The following is a 24,911-nucleotide window of genomic DNA, read 5'->3' as shown; positions in this document are numbered from 1 at the left end:
CCGTATATTAACGATTAAATACGGCTTCGACATAATTAATAACCAAAATGACTAAGTGGTTTTTCAGGTAGGCATAATCAGTAAAACTGGTATAGAAAGTGAATATTTATCAGAGAGTTAAAAGAGCGTGCTAGTTCGCTGGCCGCGCAAATCCCCCTTTACAACGCCACGGATGCGAAAATTCCGTATTTCAGGTAGAATTCCCCGGTTTTTTAGCCTGAGAGCCATTATGTCTACCACATTGTTTAAAGAGTTCCAGTTCGAAGCCGCTCACCATTTGCCTAACGTCCCGGCAGGACACAAATGCGGTCGCCTGCATGGCCATTCGTTTCTGGTGCGACTGGAAATTACCGGCGAAGTGGACGCGCATACCGGCTGGGTGATGGATTTCGCCGAACTGAAGGCGGCGTTCAAGCCGCTGTATGAGCGCCTCGATCACCACTATCTGAACGAGATCCCCGGCCTTGAAAATCCCACCAGCGAAGTGCTGGCGAAGTGGATCTGGGATCAGATGAAGCCGCAGCTGCCTGAGCTGAGCGCGGTGATGATCAAAGAGACCTGCACGGCGGGCTGCGTCTATAAAGGATAAATCCCGTCAGGGCTGTGGTCCGCACAGCCCGCCCTTTCCGCCCTGCGTCATCTCTCCGTCATCTGACATCTCTGCGTCGTTCTCTCCTTTATTAAAGTTCAGAAGGATCAACGATGAACCTGAAACATCTTGCCGCCCTCGCGCTGCTTTTGCCGCCTCTGCCGCCGTGCAGGCGCAACAAGGTGGAGCGGAACGGATTCGAGAGCGCCGACGTGGCGAAGAGCGAGTTCAAGAAGGCGTTCGACGCCTGTAAAGCGAAGCAGTGACGCTAGCGGGCGGCGCGGCCGCCGCCCTGCACTCTGCCGTCAGGCGATATTAAGATACTTGTGAGTCTGCATCGACAAGCGCCAGTTGCGCGCGATACAGGTTTCAATACAAAGCTTCGTCGCCGCGTCTTTGCGGCTAATAGGCTGCAGCGCAATAATGCGCGCTTTGCTGTCGCTCAGCGTTGCCAGCAGTTGATCCAGCGCCTCGACGTCGCGCTCGCGCGCCACCGGATGCTTGATCTCATCCGCGCGCTGCAGCGCCTGCGCCAGCACGTCATAGCCGCCGCGCATATTCACCTTCGGGGAGACAGTCACCCAGGTTTTCTCGGAGCAGTGCACTTCGTGCGTGCCGCTGGTTTCGATCTGGCACTGAAAACCCTGGGCCTCCAGCGCCGTGGTCAGCGGGCGCAGGTCGTAAATCGAAGGTTCCCCGCCGGTAATCACCACATGACGCGCCGTCCAGCCCTGACGCTGGATAGTCTCAATCAGCAGCGCCGCATCGGCGTTGCCCCAGGCATCCGTTTCTACCGTTTTGACCAGAATATCGCCCAGCGCCGTTTCCCGATCGGCCAGCTTCTCCCAGGTATGTTTGGTATCACACCAGCTACAACCCACCGGACATCCCTGTAAGCGGATAAAGATGGCCGGAACGCCGGTATAAAATCCTTCTCCCTGCAGCGTCTGGAACATTTCATTAATCGGGTATTGCATTACGGACTCGCTAGAAAAAAACAGGGCGCTGATTATGGCAGATTTGCCGCGCAGCTCAACCACGCGATGTGCCTTTTCTGTGCCGCCATTAAAAGCAAAAGCCCCGCACGAGGCGAGGCTTTCTCTCAGGCGAATGGTGTCAGATGACGGCACCAGCAGGCGATTACGCCTGGCCTTTCACTTCTTTCAGACCGTTGAACGGCGCTTTTGAACCCAGCGCTTCTTCGATACGGATCAGCTGGTTGTACTTAGCAACGCGGTCAGAACGGCTCATAGAACCGGTTTTGATCTGGCCTGCTGCCGTACCGACCGCCAGGTCAGCGATGGTGGCGTCTTCGGTTTCACCTGAACGGTGTGAAATCACCGCGGTGTAGCCTGCGTCTTTCGCCATTTTGATCGCCGCCAGGGTTTCGGTCAGAGAACCGATCTGGTTGAACTTGATCAGGATGGAGTTAGCGATGCCTTTCTCGATGCCTTCTTTCAGGATCTTGGTGTTGGTCACGAACAGGTCGTCGCCCACCAGCTGGATTTTGTCGCCCAGCACTTTAGTCTGGTAAGCAAAGCCGTTCCAGTCTGACTCGTCCAGACCGTCTTCGATAGAGACGATCGGGTACTGTTTGGTCAGATCTTCCAGGAAGTGAGTGAACTCTTCAGAGGTAAAGGCTTTGTTGCCTTCGCCAGCCAGCACGTATTTGCCGTCTTTGTAGAATTCAGACGCCGCGCAGTCCATCGCCAGGGTGATATCTTTGCCCAGCTCGTAGCCCGCCGCTTTTACCGCTTCCGCGATAACAGCCAGCGCTTCGGCGTTGGAACCCAGGTTCGGCGCGTAGCCGCCTTCGTCGCCAACGGCGGTGTTCAGGCCTTTAGAATTCAGCACTTTCGCCAGGTGATGGAACACTTCAGAACCCATACGGATCGCTTCTTTCACTGTTGAAGCGCCAACCGGCTGGATCATGAATTCCTGGATGTCGACGTTGTTGTCGGCGTGCTCGCCGCCGTTGATGATGTTCATCATCGGCAGTGGCATAGAGAATTTGCCCGGGGTGCCGTTCAGCTCAGCGATGTGCTCGTACAGCGGCTGACCTTTAGAGGCCGCTGCCGCTTTCGCCGCAGCCAGCGATACCGCCAGAATGGCGTTTGCGCCGAAGTTGGATTTGTTCTCAGTACCGTCCAGGTCGATCATGATCTTGTCGATGTTCGCCTGATCTTTCGCGTCTTTGCCTTTTACCGCATCCGCAATCGGACCGTTAACCGCAGCAACTGCTTTAGTTACGCCTTTGCCCAGGAAACGAGATTTGTCGCCGTCGCGCAGCTCCAGCGCCTCGCGTGAACCGGTAGAAGCGCCTGACGGTGCCGCTGCCAGACCAACAAAACCACCTTCCAGATGTACTTCCGCTTCTACAGTTGGGTTGCCGCGGGAGTCGATGATTTCGCGACCGATGACTTTAACGATTTTGGCCATTACGATTTTCCTCAGTACAAGTTAGTCAATCCTAAGACAAACAACGCGCGAAAAGTTCGCGCGTTGCTCGTGAAACTTACTTCGCTAAACGCTTCTGGTGATCCTGCGCGGCCTTAACAAAGCCGGCGAACAGCGGATGACCGTCGCGCGGTGTTGACGTGAACTCCGGGTGGAACTGGCAAGCCACAAACCAGGGATGGTTCGGGATCTCGATGATCTCGACCAGCTGGTCGTCGCCAGAACGTCCGGCAATGCGCAGCCCTGCGGCTTCAATCGGCTTCAGCAGCAGATTGTTGACTTCGTAGCGGTGGCGATGGCGCTCGACGATGGTGTCGGAACCGTACAGCTGACGGACTTTGCTGTCCGGCGTCAGCTGGCACTGCTGGCTGCCGAGGCGCATGGTGCCGCCCAGGTCGCTGGTCTCGGTACGCTGTTCCACATTACCGTTTTCGTCGCGCCATTCGGTGATCAACGCCACCACCGGGTATTTACAGTCTGGCACAAATTCAGTGGAGTTGGCGCCTTCCATCCCGGCAACGTTGCGCGCGAACTCCATCAGCGCAACCTGCATGCCGAGGCAGATGCCCAGATAAGGCACGTTGTTTTCACGCGCGTACTGCGCGGTCATCAGCTTGCCTTCCACGCCGCGGTAGCCGAAGCCGCCGGGGATCAAAATCGCGTCCAGATCTTTCAGAATTTCGACGCCGCGCGTCTCGACGTCCTGCGAGTCGATCAGCTTGATGTTGACCGTTACGCGATTTTTCAGGCCGCCGTGCTTCAGCGCTTCAATCACCGATTTGTACGCATCCGGCAGTTCGACATATTTGCCGACCATGCCGATGGTCACTTCGCCGCCCGGATTGGCCTCTTCGTAGATCACCTGTTCCCATTCGGAGAGGTTGGCTTCCGGCGCGCTCAGGTTGAAGCGCTTGCAGATATAGTCATCCAGACCCTGCGACTTCAGCAGGCCCGGGATTTTGTAGATGGAGTCGACATCTTTCAGCGAGATAACCGCTTTTTCCGGCACGTTACAGAACAGCGCGATCTTGGCGCGTTCGTTGGCCGGCACGGCGCGGTCGGAACGGCAGATCAGCACGTCAGGCTGGATGCCGATAGAGAGCAGCTCTTTAACTGAATGCTGGGTCGGCTTGGTTTTCACCTCGCCCGCCGCCGCCATATAAGGCACCAGCGTCAGGTGCATATACATGGTGTGCTCGCGGCCGACGTCGACCGCCATCTGGCGAATTGCTTCCAGGAACGGCAGCGACTCGATATCGCCGACGGTGCCGCCGATCTCCACCAGAACGACGTCGTGACCTTCGCCACCGGCGATAATGCGTTCTTTGATGGCGTTGGTGATGTGCGGGATAACCTGAATGGTCGCGCCGAGATAGTCGCCGCGGCGCTCTTTGCGCAGCACTTCAGAGTAGATACGGCCCGTAGTGAAGTTGTTGCGGCGCGTCATTTTAGTGCGAATGAAGCGCTCGTAGTGACCCAAATCCAAATCGGTTTCGGCCCCGTCGTCGGTGACGAACACTTCACCGTGCTGGGTAGGGCTCATGGTGCCTGGATCGACGTTGATATAAGGATCCAGCTTCATGATGGTCACGTTGAGACCACGTGCTTCGAGAATGGCTGCGAGGGAGGCTGCGGCAATGCCTTTACCCAGAGAGGAAACGACCCCGCCGGTCACAAAAATATAATTCGTTGTCATGCTGAACCTGAGAGTTTAGGTTTAAAGACGGTGGAATAACCAGGACGGGAAAACAGTATACCTGAAACCCCCGTTAGCCACAATTGATGAATCACCGCCATCCTCCGACGCATTGCAGCGGGTAACATAGCGGATAGCGGCCTGGGAAATGTTGATGCAGGTCACAACTTTTTTCTCGGGCTGAATCGAGTAAGCGTGACCGGCTAAATTGTATGCGGCGCTGGAATAATCAGCGTTTTTCGCCCTCTTTCACCTGCTGCCAGGCCGCCTCCATCTCTTCCAGCGTCGCCTCGGGCATGGCGAGCCCCTTCGCGGCGATAATCGCTTCTACCGCGCGGAAACGACGCTCAAACTTGTCGTTCGCCTTTTGCAGCGCGGTTTCCGCTTTGCTGCCCAGATGGCGCGACAGGTTGACCGTGGCGAACAGCAGATCGCCGATCTCTTCTTCCAGCTTGTGCGGATCGATGGTCGCCTGCTGCGCCTCGTGCATCACTTCGTCGATCTCTTCATGCACTTTATCCAGCACCGGGCCGATCGAGGTCCAGTCGAAGCCGACGTTATGGCAGCGCTTCTGAATTTTATGCGCGCGCATCAGCGCCGGTAGCGCTTTGGGAATGTCGTCGAGCGCCGAGTGCTGCGCCTTTTCCGCCCGCTCCGCGCCTTTAATCGCCTCCCAGTTTTTCAGCACCTCTGCGCTGTCCTCTACGCTGACGTCGCCGAAGATGTGAGGATGCCGGCGCTCCAGCTTGTCGCTGATGGCGTCGCAGATATCTTCGAAGGTGAAGCGATCCTGCTCGCTGGCCATCTGCGCATAGAACACCACCTGAAACAGCAAATCGCCCAGCTCGCCGCGCAGATCGTCGAAGTCTTCGCGCTGGATAGCGTCCAGCACTTCATAGGTCTCTTCCAGCGTATAGGGCGCGATCGAGGCGAAGGTTTGCTCGCGATCCCACGGACAGCCGCGTTGCGGATCGCGCAGGGTTTGCATAATGCCCAGCAGGCGATCGAGTGAGCTCATAGTCGGTCCTTTTCAAACACGGGGTCATAAGCGCGGGGATGGGCGCGCGCGCCCATCCCGCAAAATCAGTGGAGACGTCGGGCGTCGATGATATCAGGCACCTGGTTCAGCCGCGACAGCACGCGGCCCAGCACCTGCTGATTGTAGATTTCAATATCCATATCGATGGTCGCCAGCTGTTTTTTGGTGTCGCTGCGGCTGGAGACGCCCAGCACGTTGACCTTCTCGTTGGCGAGAATGGTGGTGATGTCGCGCAGCAGTCCGCTGCGATCGTTGGCGGTAACGCGCACCACCAGCGAGTAGCCGCTGGAGTAGCTCTCGCCCCACACCGCATCGACGATGCGTTCCGGCGCATGAGCGGTCAGCTCGGCCAGCTGGTCGCAGTCGGCGCGGTGGATAGAGATGCCGCGGCCCTGCGTAATGAACCCGACAATATCGTCGCCCGGAATCGGCTGACAGCAGCGCGCGATATGGTGCATCAGGTTGCCGACCCCTTCCACCACCACGCGGCCGCTCTCTTTGCGCGACGGCGGCGAGTAGCTTTTCTGCGTCAGCTGGCGCAGCGCCTCGCGATCTTCCTCTTCTGCGCTCGGCTTGTTGAGCTTCGACTGCAGGAAGTTAATCATCTGATTGAGGCGGATATCGCCGCCGCCGATCGCCGCCAGCAGCTCATCGAGCGAGGTGACGTTATAGCGCGGCAGCAGCAGCTTCTCCGCTTCGCGCAGGCTGATATCGAGCTGGTTCAGCTCGCTGTCGAGGATCTGACGGCCCGCGGCGATGTTTTTGTCGCGGTCCTGCTTGCGGAACCAGTTATGGATCTTGGCGCGGCCGCGGCTGGTGGTGATATAGCCGAGATTGGGGTTCAGCCAGTCGCGGCTCGGGTTCGGCTGTTTCTGGGTGATCACTTCAACCTGATCGCCCATCTGCAGCTGATAGGTAAAGGGCACGATGCGGCCGCCGATCTTGGCGCCGATGCAGCGGTGGCCGATATCGCTGTGAATGTGATAGGCGAAGTCGAGCGGCGTCGATCCGGCGGGCAGATCGACCACGTCGCCTTTCGGGGTGAAGACGTAAACGCGATCGTCGAACACCTGACTGCGCACCTCTTCCAGCATCTCGCCGGAGTCGGCCATCTCTTCCTGCCAGGCGATCAGCTTACGCAGCCAGGCGATACGCCCTTCGTGTCCGGAGGCGCCGCGCGCGCTGCCTGTGCTCGGCCCCTCTTTATATTTCCAGTGCGCGGCGACACCCAGCTCGGCGTCTTCATGCATCTGCCGGGTGCGGATCTGGATTTCCACGGTTTTGCCTTTCGGCCCGAGCACCACGGTATGGATCGACTGATAGCCGTTGGGTTTCGGGTTGGCGACATAGTCGTCGAACTCCGCCGGCAGATGGCGATAGAGGGTATGCACGATGCCGAGCGCGCCGTAGCAGTCCTGCAAACGCTCAGCGACGATGCGCACCGCGCGCACGTCAAAAAGCTCGTCGAACGCCAGCGACTTCTTCTGCATCTTGCGCCAGATGCTGTAGATATGTTTTGGACGACCGTAAACCTCGGCGCGCACGCCCTCTTTCACCATCTCTTTGCGCAGTGAGTCGACGAAGTTCTCGATATACTGCTCGCGGTCGATACGGCGCTCGTGCAGCAGTTTGGCGATGCGTTTGTATTCGTCGGGATGCAGATAGCGGAAGCAGTAATCCTCCAGCTCCCATTTCAGCTGGCCGATGCCGAGCCGGTTGGCGAGCGGCGCATAGATGTTGGTGCTCTCTTTGGCTGCCAGCACGCGCTCATCTTCCGGCGCGTCTTTCATCTCGCGCAGGTTCATGATGCGTTCCGCCAGCTTGATCACCACGCAGCGGAAATCCTCGACCATCGCCAGCAGCATGCGGCGCACGTTGTCCACCTGCTCGGAGGCCATGGAGTCATTGTGGATCGCTTTCAGCTGGCGAATGGCGTCCATATCGCGCACGCCGTGCACCAGCGTGACGATGCCGCTGCCGAAGGTTTCGCCTAATTCCTCTTCGCTCACCACTTCCGCATTCGCCAGCGGGAAGATCAGCGCGGCGCAAGAGCTTTCGATATCCATGCTGAGCATCGAAAGGATCTCAACCATTTCGATGCCGCGCCACAGCAGCAGCGACTGATCGGGGTGCCCCTGCGTCTGGGCCTCGCAATAGCGCCAGGTCTCGGCGATACGTTCACATGATTGCGGGTTGGCAATGCCAAGACTGGCGATCCACTGATCGAGAGCGAACTCTCCTGCCGTATTTAAATGCGCACTTCTGACCGCAACCATATCCTCTCCTGCCACAGCAGCATCAACTGCCGCTTATGTTTTGCTGAACAGCACCATGGATTCGAGATGACGGGTATGAGGAAACATATCCAGCATCGCGACCCTTTCCAGATGGTAGCCCGCCGACAGCAATGTCTGGCTGTCGCGAGCAAGCGTTGTGGGATTACACGAAACATAGACCACGCGCTCTGGCGCAAGTTTAACCACATGCGCCATCACGCCCGCGGCCCCGGCGCGCGCCGGATCGAGCAATACCTTGTTAAATCCCTGCGCAGCCCAGGGCTGGCGCGTAACGTCTTCCTCCAGGTTGTGCTGGAAAAAGCGGACATTTTTAAGATTATTCAGTTGCGCATTATACGCTGCCTGGCGCACTAATGCTGCAACGCCCTCCACACCCACAGCATTTTGTACGCATTTTCCTACAGGGATCGTAAAGTTTCCCATGCCGCAAAAGAGATCGAGCACGCGGTCTTCCGGCCGCAGATCGAGCCAGGCGATCGCCTGCGCCACCATTTGCTGGTTGACCGCGTCGTTGACCTGAATAAAGTCTTGCGGGCTAAAGGTCAACCGCACCTCGCCTGAATGGTAAAAAGGTTCCTCGCCGCGCACCTGCTCCAGCCGCTCGCCGTCGTCGAGAAACAGCATCAGCTTCTGCTCATGCGAAAAACGTTCCAGTTTTTCGCGGTCGTCGGCGTGCAGCGCGTCGAGATGGCGCAGTACCATCAGCGGCCCGTTGTCCGCCAGCACCAGCTCGAGGTGCCCCAGCCGGCTGGCCGCCTTCAGCGCGCTGAGGCAGTCGCGCAGCGGCGGCAGCAGCGCTTCAAGTTCGGGCGCCAGAATGGGGCAGACGCGAATGGCCACCAGGTCGTTGCTCGCCTCCTGGCGAAACCCCATCAGCAGCTCGCGCGTTTTCGGCTGCCACTGCAGGCCGAGGCGCGCGCGACGGCGGTAGCCCCAGGCGGGCCCGGCGAGGATCTCGTCCACCGCGACGGCGCGCTGCGCCGCCTGGCCCAGCATGCGCGAGAGCGCCGCCGCTTTGCTGCGCTGCTGCAGCGGCTCGGCGGCGTGCTGCTGCTGGCAGCCGCCGCAGCGGGTAAAGTGCGGGCAGCGCGGCGTCACGCGCTCCGGGCTGAGGCTGAGCAGCCGCGTCGCTTTGCCGCGCGCATACTGACGTTTCTCCTCCACCAGCGTCACTTCCGCCTGCTCGCCGGGCAGCGCGCCGCTGATAAACAGGGTCTTACCCTGATGCCGCGCCACGCCCTGGCCAAAGGGATCGAGCTCGTCCACGGTGACGGTGATGCGTTGCTTAGTCGTCACGCGCTGTTTTGCGGAGTAAAATTGCGCCATAGTGTTCTACATTCTCAATAAAATTCAGCGTGCGCGCGTCGTCGCGCACAGGGATAACAGGCTAAGCCAGCGACTATTATGACGAAATACAGCCTGCGGGCGCGAATGATGATTTTAATCCTGGCGCCGACGTTAATGATCGGGCTGCTGCTCAGCTCGTTTTTCGTGGTGCATCGCTACAACGAACTGCAGCGGCAGGTAGTGGACGCGGGCGCCAGCATCATCGAGCCGCTGGCGATCTCCAGCGAATACAGTATGACCTGGCACGACCGCGACGCGCTGCGTGCGCTGGTCAGCCTGCTGCACCGCCGTCACTCCGATATTGTCCGCGCCATTTCCGTGTTCGACAACAATAACCGCCTCTACGTCACCTCGAATAACAACCAGAACCTGAGCCTGATGCAAAAAGAGGATATCCACGCGCTGTCGGACGACGTCTCGATGGAGCGCCACGGCACGCAGCTGATCCTGCGCACGCCGATAACCTCTGAGCACTATGCGGTAGACGAACAGCCGAGCGAAGAGGCGAAGCCAGCGGGCAATCCGCTCGGCTACGTGGCAATTGAGCTCGATCTCCAGTCGGTGCGTTTGCAGCAGTATAAAGAGGTGTTTGTCGCCACCCTGATGCTGCTGTTTTGTCTCTGCATCGCCATGCTGTTCGCCTATCGCCTGATGCGCGACGTTACCGGCCCGATTCGCAATATGGTTACGACCGTCGACCGCATTCGCCGCGGCCAGCTCGACAGCCGCGTCGAGGGTTATATGCTGGGAGAGCTGAGCATCCTGAAAAACGGCATCAACGCCATGGCGATGTCGCTCACCGCCTACCATGAAGAGATGCAGCACAATATCGATCAGGCGACCTGGGATCTGCGGGAAACGCTGGAGCAGCTGGAGATTCAGAACGTCGAGCTGGACCTGGCGAAAAAGCGCGCCCAGGAAGCGGCGCGCATCAAGTCGGAGTTTCTCGCCAATATGTCTCACGAGCTGCGCACCCCGCTTAACGGCGTGATCGGCTTTACCCGTCAGATGCTGAAAACCGCGCTCGGCACCACCCAGCGCGACTATATGCACACCATTGAGCGCTCGGCGAATAATTTACTCAGCATTATCAACGACGTGCTCGACTTCTCCAAGCTGGAAGCGGGCAAGCTGGTGCTGGAGTCGATCCCTTTCCCGCTGCGCGCCACCCTGGATGAAACCATTGTGCTGCTGGCGCCCTCGGCGCACGAAAAAGGGCTGGAGCTGACGGTGCTGTGCGACAGCAGCGTGCCGGATAACGTTATCGGCGATCCGCTGCGCCTGCAGCAGATTCTGATCAATCTGCTGGGAAACGCCATTAAGTTTACCGAACGCGGCACTATCGATCTGCGCGTCGAACGGCGCGCCGTCAGCACCATGCGCGTCGAGCTGGAGATTCAGGTGCACGATTCCGGCATCGGCATTTCCGAGCAGCAGCAAACCCAGCTGTTTCAGGCGTTTCGCCAGGCGGACGCCAGCATTTCCCGCCGCCACGGCGGCACGGGGCTGGGGCTGGTGATTACCCAGAAGCTGGTCAGCGAAATGGGCGGCGAGATCGCCTTTCACAGCCGCGTCAACGAAGGCTCGACCTTCTGGGTGCGGATACAGCTCGATCTCAACCCCAACGCGCCGACGCTGCCGCGCGCGCTCGACGCCCTGTCGCGCTCGCGCATGGCCTACGTCGAGGCGCACGCCGCCTCGGCCGACGCGACGCTGAAGATGCTGCGCGTTACGCCGCTGCAGATCGAGCACAGCGAAACGCTGTCGGGCCTGCGCGAGCCGCATTATCCGCTGCTGCTGGTCGGGCTGCCGATCGACATCACGCAGCAAGCGCTGCTGGACGACGCCTTTATCGACGCCCTGCTCAACCGCGCCGACTGCGTGCTGCTGGCGCTGCCAAGCGCCATGATGCTGCTGGCGGATCGGCTCAAGGTGCGCGGCATTCACGGCTGCATCACCAAACCGGTCTCCACCACGCGTCTGCTGCCGCTGCTGGCCGATCTGCATACCCGCCAGCGCAGCGAACTGCCCAACGGCGCGCGACTGCCGCTGCGGGTCATGGCGGTGGACGATAACCCCGCCAACCTCAAGCTGATCGGCGCGCTGCTGGAGGAGCAGGTGCAGCATATCCTGTTATGCAACAACGCTGAGCAGGCGATCGCCGCGGCGAGCGCGCAGCCGCTCGATATCATCCTGATGGATATTCAGATGCCGGAGATCGACGGCATTCGCGCCAGCGAAATCATTCGCAGCCTGCCGCTGCACGCCAGCACGCCGATTGTGGCGGTCACCGCGCACGCCATCGACGGCGAGCGCGAACATCTGATCAAAGCCGGGATGAACGACTATCTGGCGAAGCCGATCGACGAAACCCGGCTCAGCCAGCTGCTGGCGCGCTACAGTCCGGCGCTGCCCGCGGTGCTGCCGCCGGTGCCTGCCGTTTCGCCGTCGCTCGACTGGGAGCTGGCGCTGCGCCAGGCGGCGAACAAACCCGATCTGGCGCGCGATATGCTGAAAATGCTGCTCGACTTTCTGCCTGAGGTGCATGAAAAACTCGACGCCTTTATGGCGGCGAAGGATGTACAGGGACTGCGCGAGATCATTCATAAGCTGCACGGCAGCGCCAGCTACAGCGGCGTGCCGCGCATGAAGCAGCTCTGCCGCCAGCTGGAGAAGAACCTGCGCCAGAGCGCCGATATCGACGACCTGGAGCCGGAGCTGCTGGAGCTGCAGGACGAGATGGAAAACGTGGCGCGCGAGGCGCGGAGGTTGCTGGGTGAAAGCTAAGAGAAGAAAAAAGAGCGCGGCGGCAGGCAGCGCAGAGAGCCTTCTGTCGCCGTATCGCCACAGCAGTGGCGGCAGGCTAATGCGGCGGCGCTGGCCGAACTCAACCGAATAACGGAAGCGCGCGGTTTACTCTCGGACCAGCACCCGCTATTTTAACGCGCGGCGGCTTTCGGCCGCCACAGCCACAGCGCCGCTATCGCCAGCGCAAACAGCGCGCCAAAGCCGACGCCGGTAGCGACCGCAGGCGCGCCCGCTTTCACCGCCAGCGTATAGAGCCCCAGCATCACTAGCATGGCGATATTCTCGCCGAAGTTCTGCACCGCAATCGCATTGCCCGCGCCGACGCTCGCCTTGCCGCGCGCCTGCAGCACCGCGTTGAGCGGCACCACGAAAAAACCGCCCAGCGCGCCGATTACCATCAGCAGCAGGTACGCGTTCAGCAGCGAATGCTGCAGCGAGAAGATGATCACCATCACGCCGATCAGCACGCCGGCGGGCATGCAGCGGCGCACCGTCTCCAGCGTTACCAGCTTCGCCGCCGCGCCGGCGCCGACCACGATGCCGATCGCCACCATGGCGTTGAGCGTCGTCGGCGTGGCGTTGTCGCTGATGCCGAGCGCCACCGGCACCCACAACACCAGCAGGAAGCGCAGCGTCACGCCCGCGCCCCAGAACAGGCTGGTGCCGAGAATGGAAAAGCGCGTCTCCGCGTTATGCCACAGCGCTGAGCACGCCTGGAAAAAACGGCGCAGCATCGCGCCGACGTTCCAGCTCTGTCCCGGCCGCGCCGCGGCAAGCGCAGGAATAAACAGGTTTGCCGCCACCGCCACCGCGTAAGTGGCCGCGCAAAGCGCCAGCGCCGCCGGCAGGCTCCAGTCGGCGAGCGCGCCACCCGATACCGATCCGAGCAGGATCGCGGCGATGGTAGAACTCTCCATCATGCCGTTGGCCTTCACCAGCTTCTCGCCGGAGGTCAGCTCGGTGAGAATGCCGTATTTGGCGGGCGAATAAGCGGCCGCGCCGATGCCCACCAGCGTATAACCCACGAAGGGATTGAGGCCGAAGCAGATCAGCAGCGCCCCCAGCAGCTTCAGGCTGTTGGCGAACATCATAACCCGGCCTTTGGCGAAGCTGTCCGCCATCTGGCCGACAAAAGGCGCCAGCAGAATATAGGCGGCGACGAACAACATCTGCATCACCGGCTGGCTCCAGTCGGGATAGCGCTCGCTTTTCAGCAGTGCCAGAGTAGCGAAAAGCAGCGCGTTGTCGCCAAAGGCGGAGAAGAACTGCGCGCCCATTACCGCCAGCATGCCGCGCGACCCCAGCGACATCGCCTGCGTGTTTAGCCTGCTCATGACTGCTCCTCTTCCGCCAGCTTTTTCAGGCTGACATAGTCCGGTTTTCCGCTGCCCAGCATCGGCAGCTGTTTCATCACGCGGATGTCGCGCGGCACGGCGAGCTCCGGCGCGCCCAGCTCGCGCGCCGCCTTTTGCAGCCCGTCGCGCTTCAGCCCGGCGTCGGTGGTAAAGAGCACCAGCGCTTCGCCGCGGCTGCCGTCGGCGCGCAGCGACGCCGCGTGCTGTTTCTCCGGCGACGCCTTGAGGGCGATCTGCTCGACGCTCTCCAGCGATACCATCTCGCCGGCGATCTTGGCAAAGCGTTTGGCGCGCCCCTGAATCTGACAGAAGCCGCCTTCGTCAAAGGAGACGATATCGCCGGTATCGTACCAGCCCGCCTCCATCTGCCCTTCGCCGTTGTCGGCGACGGGCGCTTCCAGCACGCCGGGATTCTCGACGCGCAGATAGCCGTTCATGATATTCGGCCCGCGCAGCTGCAGCCGTCCGCCCTGCTCGATGCCCTCTACCGACATCAGCCGCGAATCCATGCCCGGCAGAATGCGGCCGACGGTGTGCGCTTTCGCCGCCATCGGCACGTTGATCGCCACTACCGGCGCGCATTCGGTTACGCCGTAGCCTTCCAGAATACGAATGCCGTATTTCTCCATATAGATCTGGCGCGTCGCTTCCTGCAGCTTCTCCGCGCCCGCCACCACGTAGCGCAGGCGGGCGAAATCGTAAGGCGCGGCAAAGCGCGCGTAGTTGCCGAGGAAGGTCGATGTGCCGAACAGCACGGTGCAGTTGCGGTCGTAGACCAGCTCCGGCACGATGCGATAGTGCAGCGGGCTGGGGTAGAGAAACACCTGCGCGCCGGTCATCAGCGGCGTGAACAGGCCCACCGTCAGGCCGAAGGCGTGGAACAGCGGCAGCGCCGACATAAATTTATCGCGCGGGGTGAAATCCGCCACGGTGCGGATCTGCTCCACGTTCGCCAGCAGGCTTTTATGCGAATGCACCACCCCTTTGGGGTTGCCTTCCGAGCCGGAGGTGAAGAGCACCATCGCCGCCTCTTCCGGCTGGCGCGCCACCTGCGCGCGCCGCGGCAGCAGCAGATGCGCGAGGATCCAGAGCTTGTCCTGCGTCGTCACGGTGTCGCGCAGATCCTCCAGATAGATCCACTCGACCTCGGTCAGCCCCTGCGGCAGATGCCAGAGGTTGCCCTTCTCCAGAAACTGGCGCGAGGTAAAGACGGTTTTCGCCTGCGACGCGGTCAGGGCCGCGCGCATGCCGTTGACCCCGGCGGTGTAGTTGAGCATCGCCGGCACGCGCCCGCGCATCGACGCGCCGAGGATCGCCGCCGCAGTCACCGTCGCGTTGGGCAGCAGCAGGCCGACAATCTCGCCCGGCTGGCTGTAGCGCTCAAGAATGCGTCCGACGCCGAGCGCCTTTTTCAGCAGCCCGGTATAGCTGTCGGGCTGCATGTTGACGTCTTCGATGCAGGGCTTGAAGGCGCCGTAGCGGGTGCGGGCGTTGAGGAAGGCGTCATAGAGCGTTTCGCGCGGGCGCACCGCCATGCGCGCCTCCATCATAATATGATGCAGGTGCTCGCCGGCGAGCTGGCGCCGTTCGCGGGCGCGCTTCGCCTCCGGCATCGGAATGCGCGTGGCGGGCAGAATGGTCAGGGTGATGCGGGGAAAAAGGCGGCGTTTGAAGATGCCCGCCAGGCGGCCGAAAGGGGTGTACTCCGCGCCTTCGATGCGCATCGGCACCACGTTGGCCTGCGATTTGGCGGCGACGAACCCCGCGCCGCTGTAGATTTTCATCAGCGAGCCGGTCACGGTGATGCGCCCTTCCGGGAAGATCACCACCGGACGGCCGCTGTCGATCAGCCGCACCAGCTGTTTGATCGACATCGGCCGGGTCGGATCGAGCGGAACGAAATCGATCAGCGGCTTCACCAGCCGCATATACCACCGATCGCTGACGGCGGAGTAAACCGCGAATACCGGTCTGATCGGCAGGAACAGCGCCAGCAGCACGCCGTCGAGAAAAGACATATGATTCGGCGCGATCAGCACTTTTCCCTGATGCAGCGCGGCGGCGTCGCCGCGCAGTTCCACCCGCCACAACAGGCGGCAGACCAGACGTAAAAATGTAAACAACATGCCAGCTCCATAGCATCGCTAAAAGGTTCCTAACGATGCAGGATCTGACGTCGTTCGACAAGCGTAAAGGCGCGATTTAGGGCGCGCTCTGCCAGCCGCCGCCGAGCGCGGCGATCAGCGCCACGCTGGCGACCCACTGCGTGCTTTGCAGCGTCAGCAGGCTCTGCTGCGCGCTCAGGCTGCTGGTTTCGGTGGTGGCGACGTCGAGGTAGTCGATCATGCCCGCCTCATACTGATTGCGCGTGACGCGCGCCGACTCGCGCGCGGCGTCGGCGGCGCGCTGCTGCGCATCCAGCTCGCTGGCGAGGGTGTTAAGCTCCACCAGATCGTCTTCCACTTCCTGCATCGCCGTCAGCACCGAAAGCCGATAGCTGGCGACGCTGGCGTCCCAGGCGGCGCGCGCCTGCTCCACCTTCGCCGAGGTGGCGCCGAAATCGAGCAATGTGCCGCTCAGGTCGGGGCCGAGCGACCAGACGCGATAGGGCAGCGAGAAGAGATTATGCAGCGCCGAGGCGCTGGTGCCGCCGCTGGCGCTCAGCGTCAGATCGGGATAGTAGCCGGCGATGGCCACGCCTACCGCGGCGTTGGCGGCGGCGACGTTGCGTTCGGCACTGGCGATATCGGGTCGGCGCTGCAGCAGCTGCGACGGCAGCGTCTGCGGTAGCGGCGGCAGGCTTGCGGTCAGCTTCGCCGCGGGCAGGCTGAATTCGGCAGGCGTTTTTCCCAGCAGCAGCGCGATAGCGTGTTCAAGCTGGGCGCGCTGCCACTGCTCGTCGAGCGCCGAGGCGCGGGCGCTCTCCAGCTGCATCTGCGCCTGCGCCAGGGTGGCGCGCGATTCGCTGCCCGCCCGGTATTTGTTCTCGATCACCTGCAGATAGCGCGCGTAGGCCGCCACGCTTTGCTGATAGCGCGCGATCTTCTCATCCATAATACGCAGCTGAAAATAGTCCTGCGCCAGCTCCGACTGGGCGCTGAGCGTCACGTTCGCCAGCTCGGCGGCGCTCGCCTCGGCGCTGGCGGCGTTCTCTTCTCGGGTGCGGCGTAGCTTGCCCCACAGATCGAGCTCCCAGCTGGCGCTCAGCTGCGCCGAATCGCTGCTGGTGACGCTGCGCGCGCCGCTGTTGGTCGAGCGAGTGCCGCTGCGCGTTGCGCTGGCGTCATAGCCGAGCGTCGGGAAGAGCGCGGCGCGCGACTGGGCGGCCAGCGCCTGGGCTTCGCGGTACTGCGCGGCATAGCTGGCGACGTTCTGGTTAGAGATGCTGACCTGCCGCAGCAGGCCGCTCAGGGTGTCGTCGTGATAGACCGCCCACCATTCGCCTTTGCTGCGATCGTCCTGCGGCGCGGCGCGCTGCCAGCCTTTGGCTTCTTTATAGTGCAGCGGCACGCTGGCGCTGGGCCGTTGATAGTCGGGGCCGACGGCGCAGCCGCCGAGCAGCAGCAGTAAAGCGAGAGAAAGCGTTTTCATCAATCAGGATTCCGCATGGCGCAAACGACGCCACTGACGTTGGGTGGCGCGACTCAAACGGTCGAGCCAGAGATAGACCACCGGCGTGGTAAACAGGGTCAATAGCTGGCTCAGCGCCAGCCCGCCGGCAATCGCCATGCCGAGCGGGCTGCGCAGATCGGCGTCGCCGCCGCTGCCGAGCGCCAGCGGCAGCGCGCCGAAGAAGGCTGCCAGCGTGGTCATCATGATGGGGCGAAAACGCATCAGGCACGCCTGCACGATAGCCTGCTGCAGCGAGAGGCCGAGACGGCGCTCGGCGTCGAGCGCAAAGTCGATCATCATAATGGCGTTCTTTTTCACGATGCCGATCAGCAGGATAATGCCGATCAGCGCAATCACCGTGAGCTGTGTATGGGTGAGCAGCAGCAGCAGCAGCGCGCCGACGCCCGCCGACGGCAGCGTCGAGAGAATGGTCAGCGGATGCACATAGCTCTCGTAAAGCACGCCCAGCACGATATAGACCGCCGCCAGCGCCGCCAGGATCAGCCAGGGCATGGTGGCCGTCAGCTGGCCGAAGGCGGCGGCGGTGCCGGCAAAACCGGCCTGGATGCTGGAAGGCAGACCGAGCTTCGCCATCGCCTGCTTGATCAGCGCCTGCGCCTGCTCCAGCGAAACGCCGTCGTTGAGGTTAAAGGCGACGGTGCTGGTGGCCGACTGTCCCTGATGCGCCACCGACAGCGGCGCGTTGCCGCTGCTCAGAGTGGCGAAGGCGGAGAGCGGCACCCGATCGCCGCTGTCGTTAACCACATAGAGCTGCTGCAAAATCGCCGGGTCGCGCGTGTAGCTGCTGTTAAGCGACATCACGACGTGATACTGATTCAGCGTGTGATAGAGCGTGGCGACCTGACGCTGGCTGAAGGCGTTATTGAGCATGGTGTCGAGCATCTGCACATTGACGCCGAGGCGCGTGGCGCGATCGCGATCGATAGTGATCACCACCTCCTGGCCGCCGGTTTGCGAGTCGGAATCGACGCTGTTGAGCTGCGGGATCGCCGCCAGCGCCGCCTGTACTTTCGGCGTCCAGGTGCGCAGCAGATCGAGATCGTCCGCCTGCAGGCTGTACTGATAGCTGGCGTTGGCGCTGCGGCCGCCGATATGCAGATCCTGCGCCGCCATCAGGAACATCTGCGCGCCGGCGATATGGCTGGTTTTCATGCTCAGCCGGTTGGCCACTTCGGTAGCGGTGGCGTCGCGCTGGTCGAGATCCTTCAGCCGCACGAAGAAGTTGGCGCTGTTGCGCGAGCCGAACATGCCGCTGCCCATCGAGGACATGACGCTCTCTACCGCCGGATCGGCCTGAATAATGTTGGTGAACATCAGCATTTTCGGCTTCATCGCCTGAAACGAGATGTTCTGGTCGGCGCGCAGCGCGCCCATCAGCAGGCCGGTGTCCTGATTGGGAAAGAAGCCCTTCTGCACCACGCTGTAAAGAAACAGATTGAGCAGCACGGTAAGCGCCAGGCTGAACATCGTGAGCTTCTGATGGCGCATCACCCAGTTCAGCCCGCGCGCATAGGCGGCTAGCAGCGCGTTGAGCCGGTTCTCGATAAACTGGTAGATCGGATGCGGCCTGTTGGCGACGCGCGGCCTGCGCTTCAGCAGCCGTGCGCAGAGCATCGGCGTCAGGCTGAGGGAGACGAACATCGAGATCAGCAGCGACACCGTGAGGGTAATGGCGAATTCGCGGAACAGGCGTCCCACGATGCTGCCCATCAGCAGGATGGGGATAAAAACGGCGATAAGCGACACCGTCATCGACAGCACGGTAAAGCTCACCTCGCGCGCGCCGCGCACCGCCGCGCGCACCGGCCCCAGCCCCTCTTCAATATGCCGCGTGATGTTCTCCAGCACCACGATGGCGTCATCCACGACGAAGCCGGTGGAGATAATCAGCGCCATCAGCGACAGGTTGTCGAGGCTGTAGCCGAGCAGGTACATCACCGCGCAGGTCCCGATCAGCGACACCGGCAGCGCCAGCGCCGGGATCGCCACCGCCTGCAGGTTGCGCAGGAAGACAAACACCACGGCGATCACCAGCAGCACGGCGATCAGCAGCGTCTCTTCGGTATCGTAGAGCGAGGCGCGCACCCCTGGCGACCGGTCGATCACCACTTTCAGCTGCGCGTCGGCGGGCAGATCTTTCTCCAGCGCCGGCAGCTGCGCCTTAATGGCGTCAATGGTGTCGAGCATATTGGCGCCCGCCTGACGCTTAATGCCGATCATCACCGCGGGCGCGGCGTTGAGGAAACCAGCCTGATACTGATCCTCCACCGAGTCGTAGACGGTGGCGACGTCGTGCAGCCGCACCGCTTTGCCATCCTGATAAGCGACGATCAGATCGCGGAACTGCGCGGCCTTGTCGAGCTGGCCGTTGCTGTCCACCACCCACGACTGGCTGCTACCCTGCAGCATGCCTTTCGGCAGATTAGTGGTACTGTTGGCGACGGCGCTGCGCACGCTATCCAGCGAGATGCCGTAGTGCGTCAGCTTCTGCGGCTGCAGGTCGATACGCACCGCGGGCAGCGCGCTGCCCATCAGCGATACCTCGCCCACGCCCTTCACCTGCCCCATCGCCTGCTCGATCTTGCTTTCGGCCAGATCGTACAGCTCGCCGGGGGTGCGCGTTTCGGAGGTGAGCGCCAGCATCACGATGGGCGCGTCGGAGGGATTGGCTTTGCGGTAGGTCGGCAGCGAGGCCATGCTGCTCGGCAGCAGGCTGCGCGAGGCGTTGATCGCCGCCTGCACGTCACGCGCCGCGCCGTTGATATCGCGGTCCAGCTCAAACTGTAAAATAATGCTGGCGGATCCCTGCGAGCTGCTGGAGGTCATCTCGGTAATACCGGCGATCTGCCCCAGCGCGCGCTCCAGCGGCGTCGCCACCGTCGCCGCCATGGTTTCCGGGCTGGCGCCCGCAAGGCTGGCGCTCACCATAATCGTCGCGAAATCGACCTGCGGCAGCGGCGCGACCGGCAGCAGCCGGTAGCCGAGCGCGCCGAGCAGCAGGATCGCCAGCGTCAGCAGCAGCGTCGCGACCGGACGGAAGATAAACAGCCGCGTCAGGTTCATGACGCGCCCCGCGACCGCTGCTGACGGCGTTTCACCCAGGCGCTGCCGCGCTGCGCGACGGCGTCAAACCACAGATAGATCACCGGCGTGGAGAAGAGCGTCAGCACCTGGCTGACGATCAGCCCGCCGACGATCACCAGCCCCAGCGGCTGGCGCAGTTCCGCGCCCGATCCCGACGCCAGCATCAGCGGCAGCGCGCCGAGCAGCGCCGCCATGGTGGTCATCAGGATCGGACGGAAGCGCAGCAGGCAGGCCTGATGGATCGCCTCGCGGGGGCTGAGGTGCTGCTTATTCTCCGCCTCCAGCGCAAAGTCGATCATCATAATGGCGTTCTTTTTCACGATGCCGATCAGCAGGATCACGCCGATTAGCGCGATCAGGCTAAATTCGCTGCCCGCCAGCAGCAGCGTCAGCAGCGCGCCGACCGCCGCCGAGGGCAGCGTGGAGAGAATGGTCACCGGGTGAATAAAGCTCTCGTAGAGAATGCCCAGCACCACGTACATGGTGAGCAGCGCGGCGAGGATCAGCCACAGAGTATTGCCGGTGGCGCTCTGGAAGGCGGCGGTTTCGCCCTGATAGCGCAGCGTGATGCTCGACGGCATTCCCAGCTGCCGCTGCACCTCGGCGATCGCCTTCTGCCCATCCTCCAGCGAGTAGCCGCTGTTGAGGTTAAACGAGATCGTCACCGCCGGGAACTGGTTCAGCCGCATATGCATCAGCGAACCGGCGCGCTGGTGGATAGTGGCGACAGAGGTCAGCTTTACCATGCCGCCGCTGGCGTCGCTGGCTGAAGTTGACGTCGAGGCTGACGCCGACGATGCGTCCGAAGATGAGGTCGAACTCGTCGTCGAGCTATCGCTGGTCGCGGGCTGCAGATAGACATCCTCAAACGAGGCGGGCGACTGCTGATACTGCGGCGCCACTTCCAGCACCACGCGATACTGGTTCGACTGGGTAAAGATGGTCGAGACCAGACGCTGGCCGAAAGCGTTATAGAGCGCGGTATCGACATCCGACGCGGTAATGCCGTAGCGCGCCGCTTTATCGCGGTTCAGCTCGACCCAGGCGACGCGCCCCTGATCCTGCAAATTGCTCACTACGCCGTTGAACTCGGGCCGCTTCAGCAGCGCCGCCACCAGCTGCGGCGACCAGGTCACCAGGTTTTCGCTGTCGGCGTCGTCGAGGGTGAACTGATACTGGCTCGGCGTCACCTGATCGTTGACCGTCAGATCCTGCGCCGGCTGCATATAGAGCTGGATGCCCGCCACCTGCCTCGCCGCCTGCTGCAGCTGTGTGATCACCCTGTCGGCCTTGTCGTCGCGCTGGTCGAACGGCTTCAGGTTAATCTGCAGGCGTCCGCTGTTCAGGCTGGTGTTGCTGCCGTCGATGCCGATAGTGGAAGAGACGCTCTCCACCGCCGGGTTGGCCAGCACCACCTTCGCCAGCGCCTGCTGACGCTTCGCCATCTCGTTAAAGGAGACATCCTGCGACGCCAGCGTAATGCCCTGAATCAGCCCGGTGTCCTGCGTCGGGAAGAAGCCTTTCGGCACCGCCATATAGAGCAGCGCGGTGAGCGCAAAGGTCGCCAGCGCCGCCAGCAGCGTCAGCTTCTGGTGGTTGAGCACCACCGTGAGCAGCCGGTCATAGCCGCGGATTAGCTGGTCGAACAGCTCGCCGCCCTTGCGCGCAAAGCGCGACTGCCGCTCTGGCGGGATATGGCGCAGCAGACAGGCGCACAGCATCGGCGTTAAGGTCAGCGACACCAGCATCGACACCAGAATCGACACCGCCAGGGTGATGGCGAACTCGCGGAACAGCCGCCCAACGACGTCGCCCATAAACAGCAGCGGGATCAGCACCGCAATCAGCGAGAAGGTCAGCGAGATAATGGTGAAGCCGATCTGCTGCGAGCCCTTCAGCGCCGCCTGCATCGGCGTTTCGCCCTCCTCCAGACGCCGCGAGATATTCTCCACCACCACAATGGCGTCGTCGATCACGAAGCCGGTGGCGATGGTCAGCGCCATCAGCGACAGGTTATTGAGACTGAAGCCCGCCAGATACATCACGCCGAAGGTGCCCACCAGCGACAGCGGCACCGCCACGCTGGGGATCAGCGTCGCCGCCACGTTGCGCAGGAACAGGAAGGTCACCAGCACCACCAGCGCGATCGACAGCATCAGCTCGAACTGCACGTCGCCGATCGAGGCGCGGATGGTCTGAGTGCGGTCGGAAAGTACGGCTATCTTCACCCCGTCCGGCAGCGCGGCCTGTAGCGTTGGCAACGCCGCCTTGATGCTGTCCACCACCTGAATCACGTTGGCGCCCGGCTGGCGCTGCACGCTGATGACAATCGCCGGGCTGCGGTTGGCCCAGGCGGACTGATAGCTGTTTTCCGGCCCCTGTTCGATATGGGCGATATCTTTCAGGCGCAGCGCTGCGCCGTTCTGATACGTCAGGATCAGGTTCCCGTACTCGTCGGCGGTGCGCAGCTGATCGTTGGCGTCGATGGTGACCGAATGATATTTGCCGTCGAAGCCGCCTTTGGAGCCGTTGACGTTGCTGTTGCTAATCAGCGTGTTGACGTCTTCCAGCGTCAGCTTGCGCGCGGCGAGCGCGGCCGGGTTCATCTGCACGCGGATCGCGGGCTGATGGCCGCCCGCCAGCGTCACCATGCCGACGCCGGCGATCTGCGACAGCTTCAGCGCCACGCGGGTATTGACCAGATCCTGCACCTGCGTCAGCGGCAGGGTGTCTGAACTGGCCGCCAGGGTGATCACCGCGCTGTCCGCCGGATTGACCTTTTTATAGGTCGGCGGATTCGGCAGATCGCTCGGCAGCAGATTATTGGCGGCGTTGATCGCCGCCTGCACTTCCTGCTCCGCCACGTCGAGCGAGAGATCGAGACCGAACTTCAGGGTGATAATGGAGGAGCCGCTGGAGCTGGTCGAGGTCATCTGGCTCAGCCCCGCCATCTGCCCCAGCTGGCGCTCCAGCGGCGAGGTCACCGACGAGGCCATGACGTCGGGGCTGGCGCCGGGATAGAGCGTGGTGACCTGGATGGTGGGATAGTCCACCTGCGGCAGCGCCGAGGTCGACAAGAAGGTGTAGGCAAAAATGCCGGCGACCAGCACGCCCGCCATCAGCAGAATAGTGGCGACCGGCCGCAGGATAAACAGGCGTGACGGATTCATTTTGCCTCGGCGCTTGCGGTCGGTTGCGTCTCATCCGCCAGCGCGACTTTGCTGCCGTTGGTCAGGCGATCGATACCCTCGGTCACCAGACGGTCGCCGGGCTCGACGCCCTTCAGGATCGCCTGCCTGTCGTCGCCGAACGCCGGGCCGGCGGAGACCGCTTTGCGCGTCACGCTGTTGTCTTTATTGATCACAAAGACAAAGCTGCCGTTGCTGCTCAGCTGCAGCGCCTGCGACGGGATCACCGTCGCCCCCGTCAGGGTAGCAATGCGCAAACGCAGATTGACGAACTGGTTGGCGTAGAGCGCGTCGTCCTCGTTGGCGAAGGTCGCCTTCAGCGCCACGGTGCCGGTGCCGGTGTCGATCTGGTTGCTGATGAATTTCACTTCGCCCTGCGCCAGCGCGCGGCTGTTGTCCTGGTCGAAGGCGGTGGCGGGCAGCGCCTGGCCGTTGTGCAGCGCCTTGATCAGCGTGGGAATATTGCTCTGCGGCACGCTAAAGGTCACGGCGGCGGGCTGCATCTGGGTAATAGTGACCAGCCCGGTGCTGCTGGAGCTTTGCACCATATTGCCCGGATCCACCAGCCGCAGCCCGACGCGACCGCTGACCGGCGCGGTGATGCGCGCATATTCAATGCTCAGCTTCGCGCTGGCGATCTGCGCCTGGTCGGCGGCGACCGCGCCGCGATACTGGCCGACGGTGGCGGTCTGGGTGTCGAGATCCTGACGCGCCAGCGAATCCTGCGCGTAGAGTTTGCGGTAGCGCGCCAGCGTCAGCTCGGCGCTGTTGAGCAGCGCCTGGTTTTCGCTCAGCTCTGCCTGGTACTGATTCAGCGTCGCCTGAAAACCGCGCGGATCGATCTGCGCCAGCAGCTGGCCCGCCGCCACCTTCTGCCCTTCGGTGAAGTACACTTTCTCCAGCTGCCCGTCGACCCGGCTGGTGACGGTGACGCTGGCGTTGGGGATCACCGTGCCGAGCGCATTGAGGTAAACCGGCACGTCGGCGGTGGTCGCGACGCCGCTGTGCACCAGCGTCGCCCCGCCGCCCGTCATCGCCATGCCCGGCGGCCCGCCGCGTCCGCCGTGACCATCGCCAGGCGGCATCGCGCCCTGCCCTTTGCCGGTCGGCAGCATCCGCCAGACGACGCCGGCAATAATCACCATCAGGATGAACAGCAGCAGCCATTTAAGCCAGCGGGAACGGGAGGTGCGGGACGCATTAGTCATGGTTAACAGTCTTGCCGGAAGTAGAAAGAAAAAATCCCATTTTTTCAGGGGATTATTGCGTTTATCAGTCATCACGCCGCCTATTATCCGTGATGCCCCGTCCTTTTTTCCATCGGCGAACCGTAAGGGTTGCGTTAAGAATGGTCAGACTTTCCAGCCGACGCTCAGCGCATCATGCCGCGTCATTTTCGGCTGTAGCTGGGCATAACG

The 24,911-nt window shown here is 62.0% G+C and carries 15 protein-coding genes and 1 pseudogene; 4 read left to right on the top strand and 12 right to left on the bottom strand.

Features of this window, described 5'->3' with window-relative positions; translation table 11 throughout:
- Positions 1 to 229 precede the first annotated feature (229 nt).
- Both queD and HA46_RS21020 read left to right on the top strand, forming a co-directional pair.
- A complete protein-coding gene (gene queD, locus HA46_RS03250) occupies positions 230 to 589 on the top strand; it encodes a 6-carboxytetrahydropterin synthase QueD (RefSeq protein ID WP_033792053.1) in 360 nt (119 codons plus the stop codon).
- 113 nt (positions 590 to 702) lie between these two features.
- Positions 703 to 855: a hypothetical protein gene (locus HA46_RS21020; RefSeq protein WP_158086833.1), complete on the top strand. Its 153-nt coding sequence runs from the start codon at positions 703 to 705 to the stop codon at positions 853 to 855.
- A gap of 39 nt (positions 856 to 894) precedes the next feature.
- Here HA46_RS21020 and queE read toward each other — a convergent pair whose 3' ends face one another.
- The 6 genes from queE to rlmD form a co-directional block, all read right to left on the bottom strand.
- Complete coding sequence (gene queE / locus HA46_RS03245; protein ID WP_084882206.1) at positions 895 to 1,566, bottom strand: 7-carboxy-7-deazaguanine synthase QueE; 672 nt, start codon at positions 1,564 to 1,566, stop codon at positions 895 to 897.
- A 163-nt stretch (positions 1,567 to 1,729) separates the two neighbouring features.
- Complete coding sequence (eno, locus tag HA46_RS03240) at positions 1,730 to 3,028, bottom strand: phosphopyruvate hydratase (RefSeq protein ID WP_084882151.1); 1,299 nt, start codon at positions 3,026 to 3,028, stop codon at positions 1,730 to 1,732.
- Positions 3,029 to 3,104: 76 nt separating this feature from the next.
- Positions 3,105 to 4,742, bottom strand: a complete 1,638-nt coding sequence (gene pyrG, locus HA46_RS03235) for a glutamine hydrolyzing CTP synthase (protein WP_033792054.1) — start codon at positions 4,740 to 4,742, stop codon at positions 3,105 to 3,107.
- A 229-nt stretch (positions 4,743 to 4,971) separates the two neighbouring features.
- A complete protein-coding gene (gene mazG, locus HA46_RS03230) occupies positions 4,972 to 5,760 on the bottom strand; it encodes a nucleoside triphosphate pyrophosphohydrolase (RefSeq protein WP_084882150.1) in 789 nt (262 codons plus the stop codon).
- Between the two features lie 65 nt (positions 5,761 to 5,825).
- Positions 5,826 to 8,057, bottom strand: coding sequence for a GTP diphosphokinase (gene relA / locus HA46_RS03225; protein WP_084882149.1), 2,232 nt, complete (start codon positions 8,055 to 8,057; stop codon positions 5,826 to 5,828).
- A 33-nt stretch (positions 8,058 to 8,090) separates the two neighbouring features.
- Positions 8,091 to 9,404 (bottom strand): 23S rRNA (uracil(1939)-C(5))-methyltransferase RlmD, encoded by a 1,314-nt coding sequence (rlmD, locus tag HA46_RS03220; RefSeq protein ID WP_084882148.1) that lies wholly within the window; start codon positions 9,402 to 9,404, stop codon positions 8,091 to 8,093.
- A gap of 78 nt (positions 9,405 to 9,482) precedes the next feature.
- Here rlmD and barA point away from each other — a divergent pair, with 78 nt between their 5' ends.
- Both barA and HA46_RS21415 read left to right on the top strand, forming a co-directional pair.
- The gene (barA, locus tag HA46_RS03215; protein ID WP_033792082.1) at positions 9,483 to 12,212 is read left to right on the top strand and encodes a two-component sensor histidine kinase BarA; all 2,730 of its coding nucleotides are present in this window, start codon (positions 9,483 to 9,485) and stop codon (positions 12,210 to 12,212) included.
- Between the two features lie 72 nt (positions 12,213 to 12,284).
- Positions 12,285 to 12,368: pseudogene (locus tag HA46_RS21415) on the top strand (type II toxin-antitoxin system CcdA family antitoxin); the annotation flags it as partial.
- On the opposite strand, the gene lplT reads toward HA46_RS21415, so the two are convergent.
- From lplT to HA46_RS03180, 6 genes are all read right to left on the bottom strand, one after another.
- Positions 12,365 to 13,567 (bottom strand): lysophospholipid transporter LplT, encoded by a 1,203-nt coding sequence (gene lplT / locus HA46_RS03205; protein WP_084882147.1) that lies wholly within the window; start codon positions 13,565 to 13,567, stop codon positions 12,365 to 12,367. The pseudogene HA46_RS21415 and the gene lplT sit on opposite strands and share 4 nt — an antisense overlap.
- Positions 13,564 to 15,714: a bifunctional acyl-ACP--phospholipid O-acyltransferase/long-chain-fatty-acid--ACP ligase gene (gene aas / locus HA46_RS03200; protein ID WP_084882146.1), complete on the bottom strand. Its 2,151-nt coding sequence runs from the start codon at positions 15,712 to 15,714 to the stop codon at positions 13,564 to 13,566. The genes lplT and aas overlap by 4 nt, the downstream gene beginning before the upstream one ends.
- A gap of 76 nt (positions 15,715 to 15,790) precedes the next feature.
- The gene (locus HA46_RS03195) at positions 15,791 to 17,179 is read right to left on the bottom strand and encodes an efflux transporter outer membrane subunit (protein WP_084882204.1); all 1,389 of its coding nucleotides are present in this window, start codon (positions 17,177 to 17,179) and stop codon (positions 15,791 to 15,793) included.
- A gap of 3 nt (positions 17,180 to 17,182) precedes the next feature.
- Positions 17,183 to 20,284: an efflux RND transporter permease subunit gene (locus tag HA46_RS03190; RefSeq protein WP_084882145.1), complete on the bottom strand. Its 3,102-nt coding sequence runs from the start codon at positions 20,282 to 20,284 to the stop codon at positions 17,183 to 17,185.
- Positions 20,281 to 23,475 (bottom strand): efflux RND transporter permease subunit, encoded by a 3,195-nt coding sequence (locus HA46_RS03185; RefSeq protein ID WP_084882144.1) that lies wholly within the window; start codon positions 23,473 to 23,475, stop codon positions 20,281 to 20,283. The genes HA46_RS03190 and HA46_RS03185 overlap by 4 nt, the downstream gene beginning before the upstream one ends.
- Positions 23,472 to 24,701, bottom strand: a complete 1,230-nt coding sequence (locus HA46_RS03180; RefSeq protein WP_084882203.1) for an MdtA/MuxA family multidrug efflux RND transporter periplasmic adaptor subunit — start codon at positions 24,699 to 24,701, stop codon at positions 23,472 to 23,474. The genes HA46_RS03185 and HA46_RS03180 overlap by 4 nt, the downstream gene beginning before the upstream one ends.
- Positions 24,702 to 24,911 lie beyond the last annotated feature (210 nt).

Origin of the sequence: Pantoea septica (assembly GCF_002095575.1) — a bacterium.
Classification (GTDB): domain Bacteria; phylum Pseudomonadota; class Gammaproteobacteria; order Enterobacterales; family Enterobacteriaceae; genus Pantoea; species Pantoea septica.
This window is presented reverse-complemented; position numbering and strand designations above follow the sequence as displayed.

What these genes read in the sequence shown, in the direction of transcription:
- HA46_RS03190 (WP_084882145.1), bottom strand. Translation starts at nt 20,284, where the DNA reads ATGAACCTGACGCGGCTGTTTATCTTCCGTCCGGTCGCGACGCTGCTG.
- barA (WP_033792082.1), top strand. Translation starts at nt 9,483, where the DNA reads ATGACGAAATACAGCCTGCGGGCGCGAATGATGATTTTAATCCTGGCG.
- queD (WP_033792053.1), top strand. Translation starts at nt 230, where the DNA reads ATGTCTACCACATTGTTTAAAGAGTTCCAGTTCGAAGCCGCTCACCAT.
- HA46_RS21020 (WP_158086833.1), top strand. Translation starts at nt 703, where the DNA reads ATGAACCTGAAACATCTTGCCGCCCTCGCGCTGCTTTTGCCGCCTCTG.
- HA46_RS03180 (WP_084882203.1), bottom strand. Translation starts at nt 24,701, where the DNA reads ATGACTAATGCGTCCCGCACCTCCCGTTCCCGCTGGCTTAAATGGCTG.
- eno (WP_084882151.1), bottom strand. Translation starts at nt 3,028, where the DNA reads ATGGCCAAAATCGTTAAAGTCATCGGTCGCGAAATCATCGACTCCCGC.
- aas (WP_084882146.1), bottom strand. Translation starts at nt 15,714, where the DNA reads ATGTTGTTTACATTTTTACGTCTGGTCTGCCGCCTGTTGTGGCGGGTG.
- lplT (WP_084882147.1), bottom strand. Translation starts at nt 13,567, where the DNA reads ATGAGCAGGCTAAACACGCAGGCGATGTCGCTGGGGTCGCGCGGCATG.
- queE (WP_084882206.1), bottom strand. Translation starts at nt 1,566, where the DNA reads ATGCAATACCCGATTAATGAAATGTTCCAGACGCTGCAGGGAGAAGGA.
- HA46_RS03185 (WP_084882144.1), bottom strand. Translation starts at nt 23,475, where the DNA reads ATGAATCCGTCACGCCTGTTTATCCTGCGGCCGGTCGCCACTATTCTG.
- relA (WP_084882149.1), bottom strand. Translation starts at nt 8,057, where the DNA reads ATGGTTGCGGTCAGAAGTGCGCATTTAAATACGGCAGGAGAGTTCGCT.
- pyrG (WP_033792054.1), bottom strand. Translation starts at nt 4,742, where the DNA reads ATGACAACGAATTATATTTTTGTGACCGGCGGGGTCGTTTCCTCTCTG.
- mazG (WP_084882150.1), bottom strand. Translation starts at nt 5,760, where the DNA reads ATGAGCTCACTCGATCGCCTGCTGGGCATTATGCAAACCCTGCGCGAT.
- HA46_RS03195 (WP_084882204.1), bottom strand. Translation starts at nt 17,179, where the DNA reads ATGAAAACGCTTTCTCTCGCTTTACTGCTGCTGCTCGGCGGCTGCGCC.
- rlmD (WP_084882148.1), bottom strand. Translation starts at nt 9,404, where the DNA reads ATGGCGCAATTTTACTCCGCAAAACAGCGCGTGACGACTAAGCAACGC.